This is a genomic window from Paenibacillus sp. IHB B 3415 (genome assembly GCF_000802655.2).
GTDB lineage: Bacteria > Bacillota > Bacilli > Paenibacillales > Paenibacillaceae > Paenibacillus_AQ > Paenibacillus_AQ phytohabitans.
Map to the genome: position 1 here is coordinate 1 of NZ_JUEI01000137.1, position 15,151 is coordinate 15,151.

The following is a 15,151-nucleotide window of genomic DNA, read 5'->3' on the forward strand; positions in this document are numbered from 1 at the left end:
GAAGGCGCAGCTGTTCTGAAGCGTAACGGCAAGATCTTCATGAGCTTCTCTGCGAGCGCGACTGACTATAATTACTGCATGGGCCTGATCACGGCGGATGAGGACAGCGATCTGCTGGACGCCGCCTCCTGGACCAAACATCCTGAACCGGTCTTCAAGACCAGTGAGGAGAACGGGCAATACGGCCCGGGGCATAACAGCTTCACGGTCGATGAGAACGGTGAGGATGTGCTGATCTACCATGCCCGCAACTATAAGGAGATTACCGGAGATCCGCTCTACGATCCGAACCGCCATACCCGGGCCCAGCGCCTGCATTGGAATGAAGACGGCACGCCGGATTGGATGTGCTGATCTACCATGCCCGCAACTATAAGGAGATTACCGGAGATCCGCTCTACGATCCGAACCGCCATACCCGGGCCCAGCGCCTGCATTGGAATGAAGACGGCACGCCGGATTTCGGTATCCCGGTGAAGGACGGCGGGAAATAACGGACCGGTTCCCGTGACCTGGAGCCGCAATGGCAGATGACTGGCCTGCAAGAGGCAGCAAGTTTCTGCTATATAGAGTGAACTTAAGTTCAGCTTATATAGACACAAAAATCCCGCAACCCTGGCAGGGGAGCGGGATTTTTTGCGTCTTGCTTTTATCTGATGGGTATAACTGTATTTGGTGCAACTAAAGTCACCAGTTATTGCGTGGTAAGTATTATAGTTGTATTCTCTGCAATTATATTGACCTTTGTGCCGCAAAGGAGCACTTTTCGCTACTTTTAGTTGTACAGAATACAATTAAGAGGCCGAATTTGCTTGCTGGCCGTCTTTTAAGTGTACGGAATACAACTATCGGTGACAGAAGCTAATCTTAAGATATTCTTGATTACCCCGCCGTTTGTGTGGGAGCTCCGAGTGTTTTTATTGAATTCATGCGAGATCCTGCACAAAATACAACATTTTCCTCAAGATATCGGCCCTAATCCAAGATTGTTGTATGAAATACAGCATTTCTCCTCCCCCAGGCAGTTTATCCGGAAAATTCTTGTATTTCGTACAACATTCCTCCCTTACAGCCGGATATATTGGGGTCCAAGTTGTAAAACGTACAACATTTGTGCCTAGGTGAAGCTCTGTGCCGCGAATTGTGGATAGAACATAGAACACAGAACATAGAACATAGAACACAGAACACAGAACACAGAACACAGAACACAGGAAGCTCACTCCACTCCTGCTGCCCGGCGCGGCACTCGGAGACAATAGTGTATCCCTACTGTTTCTTATCATCTATAGGAACCGTTATGGTCTTGTTATAAGTCTTAATGTAGTGGTATCCATCCAGCAGCAGGAGCTGCGGCGCCTCCTCCGTATTAAACGAATAGGTCCGCTCCCACAGGATGTTGCCGTTCTTCAAATCCCACGGACGGGACTGGGATATTGAAGTAACGGGAACTGTGGTTCCTCCGGCTTGAACAGCTAAAGTCTCCGTGTCGAGGAAGGTGAACTGCTTCCCGGCGATCACGATATCATAGCCGGTACTGGTCCGGGTGACGCTTCGAATCCAGAGCTTCTCCTCGCCAAGCAGAATGGAGCGGTCAGAGGGTGCGGCCAGGGAGACAGGCTGTTCTATTTTCTCATATCCGGTGAAATTATCGAGTACCAGTTCAACACTTTGCAGCTTGTCTGTCGGGAGCACATCGTATTCGATTTCAAAATCCGTGAGTCCTGTTTTGCCGGAACGTGCCGAACGCATGGACCAGTAATTCACTTCAATCCCATTCACATAGAGCTTGGTTACAGCCGAAAATCTCGAAGTCTCCCCATCTTCCAGTTCATAATGCCCCTTCACAAGGGTTGAGGTCGGAGAAGCTGTAATAGAGTCATAGTGGACAGTTCCCTGATCCACCGGAACAGCTTGGGAAATATCCGCTGTAAGCAGGCTTTTCATGGCTTTGTTCGCTTCAAATTTGAAGGAGACAGGATAGTGTGCCACTGTCCCGTTCTCCAGCCGCTCGCTGAAGGTAACGGTCAATGTTCTGGAGAAAGGGCTGGCTGGCTCGAATTTGTATACTCCCTCGTAACGGGTACCGTCTTTGCTGCCTCCGCCGCTCCCCCCCAGAGGATCTGAATCCGTCAGGAACCCTTCCAGTTTATCTACTCCGTAACGGAGAGAATAGTTGCCGGCAGGGAAGTCGCCGGTATATATACTACCTGAAGCCGGATCAATGCTGTAATACATCGTCAGGGCGTTGTCGTCCGCAATCACCCCGTTAATGGTAATAACCGTTCCGTCATCAAACGTTTTGCTTTTATGGACGCTTTGTCCGTATCCGTGGTCCGCCAATTCAGAAAAGGCCATGGTATCCAGCTCGCTTTTACTAAACAGCTTCCCGCCGTAATAAGCAAATGCAGGATATTGATAGATACCCACCGTCAGAATAAAGGCTGCAGCTGCTGAGGCAACCCAAGTTTTCACTCTAACCCGGGTTCTTGTCTTCACAGGAACACGCTCAAGCGCTGTTCGAAGTCTGCCCTCAAGTTCTGATGGGGTCATGATCTGCTGATGCTCCTGTAATCTCTCCTCGATCGTTCTCATAACGGTCACCTCCGATCATGGCTTTTAGTTTCTGTATGCCCTGCGAGATTCTTGACTTGATTGTACCGACCGGTGAATCGGTCATATCGGCAATTGTCTGATAGGGAAGATCATGAACATAGCGGAGTTCAATCGCTTCCCGCTGCCGCGGATTCAGCTGGGCGAGCAACGCCGACATGTCCAGCTCAGACTCCGTATAGCGGTAGGGGTTATCTGCAGTCCATGCGGCAAGTGAAGGCTCCCGGTCGTCTTCGTCGTCCAGGGGAAGATAACGCTCCTGCTTGCGGAGGACGGTCTTGCAGCGGTTCACGAGTATCGTTTTGCTCCAGCTGTAGAAGGCCTCCCTATTGTTCAACTGCCCCAGCTTCTCGTAAAGCGTAACAATCATGTCTTCCATGACATCCATTGCATCATGCTCATTGCCCATATAGCTGTAGGCAAGCCGGTAATAAGCGTCCTGTTCGGCCAGGATTAGTTCTAGTAATGCTTCTTTATTGCCCCGCTGTGCCTGTCTGACCAGACGGCTTACATTCATGTACTCACCTCTTTCATAGATAAGAGTCCGCAGAGGTTCTAAAAGTTCATTATGCACAAAAAAATCTCCACAGCCTGTTCCGGGGGGAAATGAGTACCCCTGGGAAGCCGCGGAGGAATTAGTATGATGAGCTTTCTTTAGTCATCATTATTTCATTCATTATTTCATTCATTATTTCATTCATTCACTCATAGAACAGCAGACGTTTGGCATAGGCGTTGCGGAAGTCGGTGGGGGTGAGACCGACGATCTTTTTGAACGATTTCATGAAATTATGGCAATCCTTATAGCCGAGCTGCAGGGAGACTTCACTGACATTCTGGTTGGTATCGGCCAGCAGGAATTTCGCCAGCTCCATCTTCTGCTGCAGAATATATTGCTTCAGGGAGATCCCGGAGATAACGGTGAACAGATGGGAGAGATATTTCTCATTGTAGCCGAAGTAGGCGGCGATTTGTGATACCTTGATGTGCTCACTGCGGCTCCACTTGATGTAGTCCACAATATCGTTATATAGTTGCTCCTGCTTCGTTTTCTTGAGCGGATCAGCATCGGTATGACAGGTCTGGTTGTAGAGCTCGCACAGAATCACAGTAGTCATATAGTTGTTGAGAGTAGTCTGATTGTAACCCCGCACTGAATCCTGCAGCTGCTTCATCATTACGATGATTTTCTCCAGGCTCCGGAGGGTTCCGTACTGAGGCAGTAGAATCCGGTTATCTTCCTTGTCATAGGTACGGGGAGCGAGATCGGCAACCTGAATTCCGCTTGTGGAATGAAAGTGCAGCCAGTAGAAACTGCATTCAGAGGGCTTGTACCCGTATTGCTTGGTGAGCGGGGGGAGGAGCAGATACTCTCCTTTGGAGACCACGAATTGCTGGTTGTCACCCGCCAGATAGAGCACTCCTTCGGTCATAACGATAAGCTCGTAATCCTGCAAAATTCTGCTCAGGTGAATCCACTCTGCGGAGGGGGCGACAAACTTGCCGGTAATCTCCAGATTCACTGGCTTATCCACAATCAGCTCGAAGGCAGTCATTTGCATGTCCCCTTTTTTCTGACTTTAGTACACTTCTTCTAACCTTTATTATTCCTTAATCCCGGCATGAAGTAAAGCGCTTCCCGAATAAAAAGTTTAGGTAATGACTAACCTTTTTACACATATTCGAACATTAAACTATTTATCCGAATTTGAAATAAGGTTAAGCTGTAGATAAGACAAACAGACAAACTTAACCCATATTCAGGCAAAGGAGATGAGGCTAAAAGCTTGTGAAATATGGAATTTGCGCTACGAATAGCGAGGCGAAATTTTTTTAGATTCTAATGTAAGCGTATACATTTTTGTGCGGGCAAAAATACAGATACAAATTCAAGCTGAATTATTCAAGGGAGAATCCGAAAATACAGAAGCGGTTTCGTTTAATTTTAGCAAATGTTGAAGTATATCTTGCTTTACCATAGAGGCGGACAGAAAAAGGGAGGATACAAAATGAAGAAGTTACTAACGGGTATGCTCGCGCTTATGCTCAGTGCGGCGGCGTTATCGGGATGCTCCGGCGGCAACAATACAAATACAGATACAGATGCTGCCGGTGGCGGAGATACGGGCAAGAAGGTGAAGCTTACGGCAATTATGACTAAACATCCGCTGACCCAGGAATTCTCCAAAATGAAATGGCTGCAGGAGGCCGAGGAACGCGCCGGCGTTGAAATTGAGTGGCAGGAGGTCACGGCGGACTGGGATCAGAAGAAGGGCACACTGCTCGCCAGCGGTGATATTCCTGACCTGATTGTAGGCGTAAATTCCATTACGGATGCCGATTTCTCGCAGTTCCCGGGCCTCTTCGAGGATATGACCGGACTGATCAAGGATTACGGCCCTAACGTACAGGCGATGTTCGATGCCAAACCGGAGACCAAAGTGATAGCCACACAGCTGGACGGTAAAATCTACGGCCTGCCCAAATACCAGAGATTCTGGCCGGAAACCACAACACGCCAGTTCATCAACCAGAAGTGGCTGGACAATCTCGGCTTGCAGATGCCGACAAACTGGGATGAGCTGTTCGATGTGCTGAAAGCATTCAAGGATGAGGATGCCAACGGAAACGGCGATAAGAATGACGAAATTCCGATGGATTTTGCCCCTACTGGAACTGTAGCGTTCGGAGCCTTTATGCCGACGGTGCTGATGGGCAGCGAAGGGATCACGCTGACGGATAACAGCGGACTGGGTTATTTCGTCGAAGACGGCAAGGTGAAGAACTTCTTCACGGATGAGCGTTACAAAACGCTGGTCGCGTTCCTGAACAAATGCTTCAGTGCCGGACTGATCAATCCTGAAGTGTTCACCCAGGACTATACCAAATACCAGTCCGTTGCCCGCGGCAACGGTGAGACAGCAGCCGTCGGCTTCACCTGGGGCTGGGAGGTAACGGACAGAGTCGGAAATACGCTGGCTCCGCAGTATACCTCGATGTCTCCGCTCAAAGTATCGGCTGATTCCACCAGCAAGATATCCTGGAGCTATGATTACAACTCCCTGAACTATGGGGTGAATGCAGTACAAATATCCGCCAAATCCAAACACAAGGAAGCGGCCATGAAGTTCATCAATGAATTGTATGATCCTACTGTAAGTATGCAGGTGCTGTTCGGCTCCCTCGGGACGAATATCGGTGACAATGGAGACGGCAGCTACAGTATTCTGCCTCCTGCGGATGCAGCGATGGACCCTGGTACCTGGAAATGGACCTCCTCCTGGGCCGATAACGGGGCTATGTATATTGCGGATTCCCTCAAGCTGACGCTGGGGACGGATATGCAGTCTGTCGGCAGCCAGACCGAGCCCCTCAAAGCAGCGCTGGACGGGATCAATAAGGATACGGATGTGCTGCCAAGCATGTTCATCAAGTACAGCGCGGCGGATAACAACACGATGAGCTTGAATAACACCGGTATGATGTCTCTCGCCCTGTCGAAATGGTCGCAATGGATTACCAAGGGCGGCATTGATGCCGAGTGGGATGACTACGTGAAGAATATCGGGAAGACCGGGGTAGACAAGAATATTGAGATCATTCAGAAATATTACGATGACTACAAGAAGAATCAGTAATACAGTCTTGCAGCAGCTAACACGCCATTAATCGAGGCACAGGTGCATAAGAGAAACCGGGACCGGAAGAAGCGTCAGCGGACAACCAGGCTGAGACTGCTTGTTCCGGCTCCTTGACGGAAGGGGTGGTTCTGATGATATCGAAGAATCTGTATGAGCATCCGGCTCAGCCAAGGGCGCATAAGAAGCCCACCGTACTGAATACCTTCAAGCGGGATCATCAGCTGTGGATTATGATTTTTCCGGCCATTGTCGTAATCTTCATCTTCAACTATATCCCGATGTACGGCATTCAGCTGGCGTTCCGCGATTATGATTTCAGCAAAGGGCTGACCGGGGGCGCATGGAGAGGACTGTTCTATTTTCGGCAGTTTTTTGACAGCTATATGTTTGCCGATCTAATGAAAAACACGGTGGCGATCAGTCTCGCCACTGTAATTCTAAGCTTCCCGGCGCCGATCATTCTGGCGCTGCTGATCAACCAGGTGCGCTGGAAGCGCGCCAAAAAAACGCTCCAGACTACCGTGTATCTGCCGCATTTTATCTCCATCGTCGTTATGGTGGGGCTGCTGAATGTATTGCTCTCCCCGAATTCGGGGGTAATCGGGCATATCCTCAGCTCGGTCGGACTGGGCGATGTCAACCTGCTGGGCTCGACGGGGACGTTCGTTCCGGTGTATGTGCTGTCGGAGATCTGGCAGCATTGCGGATGGAACAGCATCATCTATCTGGCCGCACTGTCTACTGTGGACCCGCAGCTCTATGATTCCTCCAAAATCGACGGGGCCAGCCGCTGGCAGACGATCAAGCATGTGGATATTCCGGCGCTGATTCCAACCATTATTATTCTGTTCGTGCTCAGTATGGGGAATGTGCTCAGTACGGGGTTCGAGAAGGTGTTCCTGATGCAGAATGCCCTGAACCTTCCGGTGTCCGAGGTCATCGCAACCTATGTCTACAAAATCGGGATTATCAGCAACCAGTTCAGCTATTCCGCCGCCATCGGGCTGTTTAATACCGTGATCAACTTTGTGTTCCTTTACGCGATGAATATGATTGCCCGGAAATCCTCGGATATCAGCCTGTGGTAGCAGAGCTAACGGAAGGAGTGGAGCAGCATGCAGCTTATCAATGAGAGTAAAAGCAAAAATAAGACCGACATCCTCTTCGATGCCGTGGTCTATCTGGTCTGCCTGCTCATTTTTTTGAGCATTGTGTACCCGCTGTATTTCGTCATTATCGCCTCTGTCAGTGATTCCACGCTGGTGTCGACGGGCCAGGTGACGATCTACCCCAAGAATATCAGCTTCTTCGGCTATAGTGAAATTTTCAAGGATGCGCGGATCTGGACGGGGTACAGCAATACACTGCTCTATACGGTGCTCGGGACGGCCGTGAATCTGCTGTTCACCCTGCCTGCGGCATATGTGCTGTCCAGACAGGAGTTCCGGGCCCGGCGGTTTCTGATGCTGACGTTTGTCATTACGCTGTTCTTCAACGGCGGACTGATTCCGACCTACCTGCTGATGAAGGATATGCATATGACGAATACGATGTGGGTATTCATTATCCCGTTCTGCGTGAATGTCTATAATCTGATCATTGCCCGTTCGTTCTTCGAGACTTCGATCCCGAGAGAGCTGTTTGAGGCCGCTTCAATGGATGGCTGTACGCATTTCAAATTCTTCCTGAAGGTGGCCCTGCCGCTCTCCAAAGCGGTGGTTTCGGTTATCGGACTGTATTATCTCGTTGCCCACTGGAATGACTTCTTCACCGGACTGATCTACATCCGCAGCAATAACCTGCAGCCGCTGCAGATTGTGCTGAGAGATATTCTGCTGTCCAACCAGGTGTTCTCCCAAGGGGCGGGAGCGGGCGGTTCAGCCGGAGGTTATGCCCAGCAGTATGCGGACCAGGTGAAGTACGGGGTCATCATCGTATCTACCCTGCCGATTCTGATTGTGTATCCGTTCATCCAGAAGTACTTCGATAAAGGGGTTATGATCGGCTCGGTCAAAGGTTAATGAGGAGGTTGAGTGATGAACACAGGTGCGAAGAATCATGCGACAGTAGACTCAGGCATGTTGTACCAGCCGGGTACGGTGAAAATAGCCCATGCCATGCAGACCTTCGGCTACAGCCATGTTGCGCTTAAGCCCGGCCATTGGAAGCAGCAGCAGGATGAGACCATCGAGATGTATCTGGGCATCCCGGATGAGGATCTGCTGCATATTTTCCGGGTCAAAGCGGGTGTGCCCTCGGAGGCTGACGGTCTAGCCGGCTGGTACGGGGCGGGGGCAAGCACCTTCGGCCAGAAGCTGGGGGCGTATGCGAAGCTGTACCGGGTGACAGGAGATTTCAGACTGCAGGAGAAAGCGGAGCTGCTCGCAGGGGAGTGGATCGCCTGCGCCGAGCAGTCCGCTGAATTATTCGACAATGACACCTATGTCTATGAGAAGCTGTTCGGCGGTTTCCTCGATCTGTATGAGTATCTGGGCTATGAGCGGATTCTCCCTTATGTGCTGAAGCTGACGGAGGCGGCAATGGCCCGCTTCAAGCAGGATATTGCCCGCGACGGGCTGCAGGACCACGGGCTGTGGTCCAGTCATATGATCGAATGGTACACGCTGCCGGAGAATCTGTACCGTGCGTATCAGCTGACCGGAGAGGAGAAATACAAGGACTTCGCCAAGGTATGGGACTACGATTACTTGTGGGATAAGCTGAACAGCCATGATTTTAATATCGGCCCGCGCCATGCCTACAGCCAGGTGAACAGTCTATCCAGCGCGGCGCGCGCCTATGAAGTGACCGGGGATGAACGTTATCTGTCGGCGATGAAGATCGCTTACGATGAGCTTACGGCCCATCATATATTTGCCACCGGCGGCTATGGGCCTGCGGAATGCCTGTTCACGGAGAAGGAGGGCTATCTGGGGGATTCACTGAAATCCACCTGGGACTCTACGTTGTCGAGCCTGACCTATACCAATTTCGCCGGGACGGAAGTCACCCGCAATGACACCTGGGGCAGCTGCGAGGTCTCCTGCTGTGCCTGGGCCGTGTTCAAATTCTGTAACTACCTGCTGCAATATACCGGGGAAGCCAAGTATGGCGACTGGGTGGAGAAGCTGCTGTATAACGGGACGGGTGCGCAGCTCCCGGTGAAGCCGGACGGAAGAGTGATGTATTATGCCAACTACTTTCTGGATGGTGCAGTGAAGACGGTGGAGGACCGGAGACTGCAGGAGGGCGGGCATAATTTCGAGTGGCAGTGCTGCACAGGTACCTTCCCGCAGGATGTCGCGGAGTATAGCAATATGCTCTACTATCACAGTGAGGATAGCTTGTATGTAACGCAGTATCTGCCTTCCCGGGTGAAGTGGGCCAAAGACGGCATGGATATTACGGTGGAAAACTATTCGCAGTATCCGGAAGTGGAGGGTCCGGCCAAGCTGAGGATCAGCCTGGAGGGAAGTGCAGAGTTCGGGCTGAAGCTGCGCGTTCCGGCGTGGGCCACAGGACTGAACAGCTTGAAGATCAACGGGGAGAAGGTGGAGACGGCGATTGTGCCCGGGGAGTGGGCTTCAGTCCACAGGGAATGGAGCGATGGGGACATCGTGGAGATCGACTTCCCGTTCTCCCTCTATTTCAGAGCTGTGGATGCCGCGAATCCCGGCATTGCCGCCTTGAGCTACGGCCCGCTGGTGCTGGTAGCCGATAAGATGACCCGGTTCATCGGCGATACGGCCGACCCGTCCGGCTGGATACACCCGGCTGAAGGGCAGCCGTATACCTTTGAGACGGACAAAGGCCATGTGGCAGGATACACTCATCTGACCCGCAGCTTCAAGCCATATTACAAAATCGGAGAAATGCAGTGGTATTATATGTATAACGAAATCCCCAGCCGCGTTAGCGGCTGGATTGTTTGTTGTGGTTATGAACCGTAATACGAGCGTTGCTAGATAAGCTGAACATAAAACCTGAACATAAAACTTTAACATAAAACTTTAACATAAAACCTGAACATAAAACTAACCTTCACCTTGTGAATATTTGAACCTCCGGCGTAGCGTCAAGAAGTTTGTATAAAAGAGTAGAAGTACCTCTCTGGGTATGGGTACGAGTATGGGTATGAGTATGAGTATGAGTACGGGTTCGCCTGTTGTCGCAGGAAGCCCTTGATTCATCCGCTTTCTGTGGCAGAGATCAGCTGACTTTCACTAACATTCATAAAATCCTGCACAGAATACAACATTTCCCTCGTCTTATCGGCCGAAATCCAAAATTGTTGTATCAAATGCAGGATTCCAGCTTTTTCCAGCGGTTTAGGAGGATTATTCTTGTATTTCATACAACAATCCTCCCGGACACACGGCTAGCCATCAATCCAAGTTGCAAAACGTACAACATTTTTGTCTACTGTGCTTCCGAAGAAGTCTCCATTCTGCTGCAGGTCACGAATCAAGTGCAGGGCATTGACGTATTCCGCCAGCCCCAATGTGTCTGACCGGTAACCTGCAGGTGGGTTGTCTAAAGTGCAGCTTATATATCGTACTTATTCCTTCACGATTGAAATCACATATTCCTGCTCCGTCGTATGATCTTCTGCCTTAACCGTGAGGTTCAGCGTCGTGCGGTTCCCGGTCAGCTTAACCCGGCGCGGGAGCGAATCCTCGATCAGGATTCCGCCCGCATAGACCAGGGCATTCTTATGCTCTGGTGTGACATTCAGCTGTATGCTGCCGGCCGCTTGCGGAATAGTCAGGGTATAAGCGGTTACGCCGCTGCTGAAGGGAGCCGAGAGCGTGCCTTCGCTAAAAGCAAGCTGGCGCAGCCCGGCGCTACGGCTGTAGCCGGTCATCATGCGCAGCAGATCGAATATGCCATTTTCCTGCCCCGGAATGACGAATTTGACCTCCACTTCGCTCTTGCCGCTGATGACTTCAGCCGGGATAAGATAACTCCGGTTGTAGAAGCTGCGCGCCTGATCGGTGTGCAGAATTTCGCGGCTGATCAGCTCACCGTCCACATAAATAGCGATCTCCTTGCCGTTGCTGCCGGAGAAATAGGTAACCGAGAGGTAGTTGTCACTCTGCGGCGCCACCTTCAGCCGGTAGCTGAACCAGCCGCCATTCTCCGCCTTGCGGATATTGTATCCGTCCCATGTAGCCACAGAGGTATTCTCCCCTTGAATTCCGTGCTCCAGCTCGTATTGGTCATTGCCGACAGGCAGACTGTCAAGGGTGGCATCCTGCACACGCTGCCGGATTTTGCCCTGCAGAATATGCTGCTGCAGCTCCGCCGAATCGGCTTCCACCAGCCGCCAATAGATGCCGTAACGCTCATTATGCTGCTTATAATGGGGCGTAAATACCAGCCGGTTGTCTTCATCCGTTCCCTGAAGCGCAAACGCCAGTTCATTCTGCTCCAGGCGGACACAGCGGTCTGCCAACTGCTCCAGCCACACCTCCGGACTCTCGTTCACCGTGGTGATGAAATCCTTCACCAGCATATTGCGGGTCGGAACACTGACATCCACACCTGTGGCAGACACAGCCAGATCACTCCGGCCCAGTGCGGCGCTGAGCACTGCTGGCCCGTATTTGAAGGCTGCAACATGCCGGGCATCCGGGAGATTGAAGTAAGCAAGCTTCATCGGCAGCCGGAGCAGCAGAGTATCGCCGTCTTCCCATACTCTGCCCACTACAGCATATGTTCCGCTCCTGTTGAATACAGCATTGACAGGTTCTCCGTTCAATAGGAGCTCCGCTTCACCGGCCAGCCAGTCCGGCATACGAAGCTTGAGCGCAAGGGGACTGGCCTGAGGCTGCAGGGTGTTTATTGTGAATTGTACAGCATCGCTATAAGGCAAATTGGCCGATTGTGTCAGCTTTAGCCCGTGTTCACTGGAGTGGAGGGTGGAGCTTAGGTACTGATTGACCACAATGCTTGCGGCATCATAGAAATATAGGCTGTCATTCAGCTTGGTGAAGCTCTCCATGCCGGTTCCGGTGCAGCACCAGAAATGCTCGAACGGTGAGCTGTACACTTTGAAGTAACCCGTCGCCATGGGCTGAAAATACATCGTCATCCCGGTATGCGGATGCTGTGAGGACACGATCGCATTCAGATACGTATTCTCGTAGAACCCGGCGTATTTGGAGTCTCCGGTGATTTTGAACAGCTCGCGTGTCAGCTTCAGCATGTTATAGGTGTTGCAGGTCTCCGCTGTGAAATTGGAGCGTTCCCGGTCCAGCATATCCGGATCGCCGAAATGCTCCCACTCGCTGTTGCCGCCGGTAATGTAGCTGTGATGATGCACAACCATATCCCAGAACCGCCCGGCGGCCTCCAGATAAAAGACCTCACTCTCCCCAAGGGTCCGGTAACGGTTCAGCGCACCGAGGAACTTCGGAATGGTAGTATTGGCATGTTTGCCTTTGAGGATATCTTTGCCTTCATGGACCGGAGTGAACAAAGTCAGCTCGTCAAAGCTGTGGGCGGCGCTTAAGTGGTTAGCGTTGCCGCTGATTTTGTACAGCTCATAAAGGCAGTCATTCATCCCGCCATATTCGACGGATAATACGCGCTGCTGGATCTCATCTGACCAGGAAGCCGTACGATTGTACACCCAATCCCCCAGCTTGTTCGCTACGCTATACGCTGTTGAGCTGCCGGTGGCAGAGTAGGCGGCGGTGAGTCCGGCGATAATCTTGTGCATTGTGTACCAAGGCACCCAGGCAGGCTGTCTATTCTCGACATTATCGAACAGCTGCTCATCGAACGCTGACAGGTAACCGCTCTCATGCTGGCACAGTGCAAGCTCACTGAGCAGGTATTCCAGTCTGAACGCAAGCGCATCATCTTGGGTGGTGGCATAAGCCTGGGACAAGGCAGAGAGATAATGGCCCAGCGTATGCCCGCGGATTTCGGTATTCTCCCAGCCCGGATACTTCTCGCTCTTCTTCGGCAGTCCCCGGTTCTCACGGAAGCCGGCCAGCAGACGGTCAGGTTCCAAGCTGGTGAGGTACTCTATTTCTTTGGCAAAGGCGTTGACGATATACGGATCGGCGATGGAAACCTGATGCATGCGGTACTCCTGATACATGGGTTTGCCCTGAGTCTGGGCCGCAGACTGCGTTTGGGGTGTAATTGTCACTTTTTATCACCATTCCTATGGATTCTATAGTGTTAAAGCAAGGGGGTATCCTATGAATAAGCTTATATTTAAAGGGCTTAAGGGTAAATAGTGATAGGTTCGAATATGTGTGAAAAGGTTAGATTTTCGAGGGGTAGTGGGACAAGAGAAAAGTACCCCCGAATCCCCGAACCCCGCTGTTTGCTACTGCGTTGTCATCAATCGTTGGAATATGGGCATCCAAAACTCTATGCGGACTCCAGAGCCGTTATTTTCTCGAAACTCACCATTTTCAGCCTGAAGCGGACTACAGTTCCGTTATGCTCCAAATCATCGTCCAAATCTCTGTTTCCAGAGAAAATAAGCGATCTCCAGTCCGCATGGTGGTGAAAACAGCGAAAATCAGCTGAATAAAGGATTCTCAGTCCGCTTCCCTGCCGATTCGACTCTTCGGAGCCGATTCGTGAATCCGTGGGGCGGAAGCTTTTTGGAGGTCAGGCTTTCTGTTCAGCCCTTCCGCAGAATCGTTAGGGCCGCTGATTGATCAGCCGGCTAAAAGGCACACAAAAAACCGCAGCTGCTGCTTGGGGCAACAGACTGCGGCTTGCGCGTGATAGACAATAAAGCTAATTGAACCCATATATCTTACTTAAGGTGTGTACTGCTGCACGATGGAGACGATCTGCCCGTTCTGGATGGTGATGTGGTAAGGAGATTGGCTTAGATCGAAAACATCAGTTTTGGCAAATTCCTGAGTGAACTGCTGCAGGCTGAGCGCCTCGTTCCAGTTAATGTCCAGTTCCTCAATATTACCAGTGTGGTCGTAGATCTGCATAGTTACTTTGGCATTAGGGGCTACCGGGTAGGAAGTCAGCGAATCGCTGTCATTCACGATATAGTAACCGTCGGGTACACCGCCGATTTCGGCTGCGGCTTCAGGCTCACGTTCAGCAAAGATAGCATCGGCTGCTGCGCCTTCGTACCATGCAATTTCGTCCCCGGTAAGGGTGGTTTGACCCTTATTGGTTTCGAGTGCGTGTATGTAAACCGTCAAGTGCTGGATATGATCGCTGCTCCGGGCTTCTGCGGTCTTCATGGTCGTGCTGGCCGTAGTCACGAGGGAGAGGAACAACAGGACCAATACAGGAAACAGATAGACATTTTTGTTTTTTAACATGGTGGAATTTCCCCCTTGGCATAATATGACACGGTGTAAGTCTATATACCTAATTACCCTTCGGTATAGTTCTCAAACGTGTTCATACCCTAATAACGTTGATTTTCAAGAAATGTTGCAAATAAATTTTCAAATCTCCCTGCCAGAGCCACTCCAATTATTGGGTTGCTTACCTCCACCATCCTCCCGTTGCCAGTCATCGTCGTATAAAGCCTTAATCCGGGGCATATTAAGTTATCCAACTATCGGCTGAGAGGTGACTGGGATTGAAGGAGATCTGGCAAATATACAAGAGAGATTGGCTGAGGCTATTTAGGATACCTGTGGCCATGCTGCTGATTGCAGCGCTTGTTGTGCTGCCCTCAGTCTATGACTGGGTGAATGTGGCGGCCGTATGGGACCCGTACAGCAACACCTCCGGGATCAAAATCGCCGTAGCCAGTCTGGATGAAGGTGCGGCCGTGCAGGGTACAAGCTTCAATATCGGTGCGGAGGTACTGGAAAGCCTGCGGAGCAATAAAACACTCGGCTGGCGGTTTACAGATGCGGAGGCTGCGGTGGACGGGGTGCGGCGGGGGG

Annotated in this window: 13 protein-coding genes; 7 read left to right on the top strand and 6 right to left on the bottom strand. The window is 51.2% G+C overall.

Going from position 1 to position 15,151, the window contains the following annotated elements; genetic code table 11:
• Positions 1-354: family 43 glycosylhydrolase (locus tag QW71_RS34980; protein WP_039310326.1), on the top strand; the 354-nt coding region annotated here is incomplete at its 5' end.
• The gene (locus QW71_RS40280; RefSeq protein WP_152679940.1) at positions 342-494 is read left to right on the top strand and encodes a family 43 glycosylhydrolase; all 153 of its coding nucleotides are present in this window, start codon (positions 342-344) and stop codon (positions 492-494) included. The genes QW71_RS34980 and QW71_RS40280, both read left to right, overlap by 13 nt.
• A 775-nt stretch (positions 495-1,269) precedes the next feature.
• Here the strand turns inward: QW71_RS40280 and QW71_RS34985 are convergent.
• The 3 genes from QW71_RS34985 to QW71_RS34995 form a co-directional block, all read right to left on the bottom strand.
• A complete protein-coding gene (locus tag QW71_RS34985; RefSeq protein ID WP_039310327.1) occupies positions 1,270-2,595 on the bottom strand; it encodes a DUF4179 domain-containing protein in 1,326 nt (441 codons plus the stop codon).
• Complete coding sequence (locus QW71_RS34990; RefSeq protein WP_039310328.1) at positions 2,534-3,130, bottom strand: sigma-70 family RNA polymerase sigma factor; 597 nt, start codon at positions 3,128-3,130, stop codon at positions 2,534-2,536. Before QW71_RS34990 ends, QW71_RS34985 begins: the two co-directional genes overlap by 62 nt.
• Positions 3,131-3,314: 184 nt before the next feature.
• On the bottom strand, positions 3,315-4,169 hold the full coding sequence (locus QW71_RS34995) for an AraC family transcriptional regulator (protein ID WP_039310329.1): 855 nt from the start codon (positions 4,167-4,169) through the stop codon (positions 3,315-3,317).
• Between the two features lie 453 nt (positions 4,170-4,622).
• On the opposite strand from QW71_RS34995, the gene QW71_RS35000 reads away from it, so the two are divergent.
• The 4 genes from QW71_RS35000 to QW71_RS35015 all read left to right on the top strand — a co-directional run bounded on the left by QW71_RS35000 (position 4,623) and on the right by QW71_RS35015 (position 10,204).
• On the top strand, positions 4,623-6,251 hold the full coding sequence (locus QW71_RS35000; protein ID WP_039310330.1) for an extracellular solute-binding protein: 1,629 nt from the start codon (positions 4,623-4,625) through the stop codon (positions 6,249-6,251).
• A gap of 134 nt (positions 6,252-6,385) precedes the next feature.
• Positions 6,386-7,342 carry a sugar ABC transporter permease gene (locus QW71_RS35005; RefSeq protein WP_042134843.1) on the top strand — a complete coding sequence of 319 codons (957 nt, stop codon included), beginning with the start codon at positions 6,386-6,388 and terminating at the stop codon, positions 7,340-7,342.
• A gap of 27 nt (positions 7,343-7,369) precedes the next feature.
• Positions 7,370-8,275, top strand: coding sequence for a carbohydrate ABC transporter permease (locus tag QW71_RS35010; RefSeq protein WP_047014143.1), 906 nt, complete (start codon positions 7,370-7,372; stop codon positions 8,273-8,275).
• A 15-nt stretch (positions 8,276-8,290) separates the two neighbouring features.
• Positions 8,291-10,204 carry a beta-L-arabinofuranosidase domain-containing protein gene (locus tag QW71_RS35015; protein WP_039310331.1) on the top strand — a complete coding sequence of 638 codons (1,914 nt, stop codon included), beginning with the start codon at positions 8,291-8,293 and terminating at the stop codon, positions 10,202-10,204.
• Between the two features lie 236 nt (positions 10,205-10,440).
• On the opposite strand, the gene QW71_RS40735 is transcribed toward QW71_RS35015, so the two are convergent.
• The 3 genes from QW71_RS40735 to QW71_RS35025 form a co-directional block, all read right to left on the bottom strand.
• Positions 10,441-10,608 (bottom strand): hypothetical protein, encoded by a 168-nt coding sequence (locus QW71_RS40735; RefSeq protein ID WP_160311862.1) that lies wholly within the window; start codon positions 10,606-10,608, stop codon positions 10,441-10,443.
• A 204-nt stretch (positions 10,609-10,812) separates the two neighbouring features.
• Positions 10,813-13,416, bottom strand: a complete 2,604-nt coding sequence (locus QW71_RS35020; RefSeq protein ID WP_306766090.1) for a beta-L-arabinofuranosidase domain-containing protein — start codon at positions 13,414-13,416, stop codon at positions 10,813-10,815.
• A 628-nt stretch (positions 13,417-14,044) separates the two neighbouring features.
• Positions 14,045-14,572, bottom strand: a complete 528-nt coding sequence (locus QW71_RS35025) for a hypothetical protein (protein ID WP_039310333.1) — start codon at positions 14,570-14,572, stop codon at positions 14,045-14,047.
• 329 nt (positions 14,573-14,901) lie between these two features.
• Between QW71_RS35025 and QW71_RS35030 the strand changes: the two genes are divergently transcribed.
• Positions 14,902-15,151, top strand: a 250-nt coding sequence (locus tag QW71_RS35030; protein WP_039310335.1) for a YhgE/Pip domain-containing protein, incomplete at its 3' end; no start/stop codon positions are given.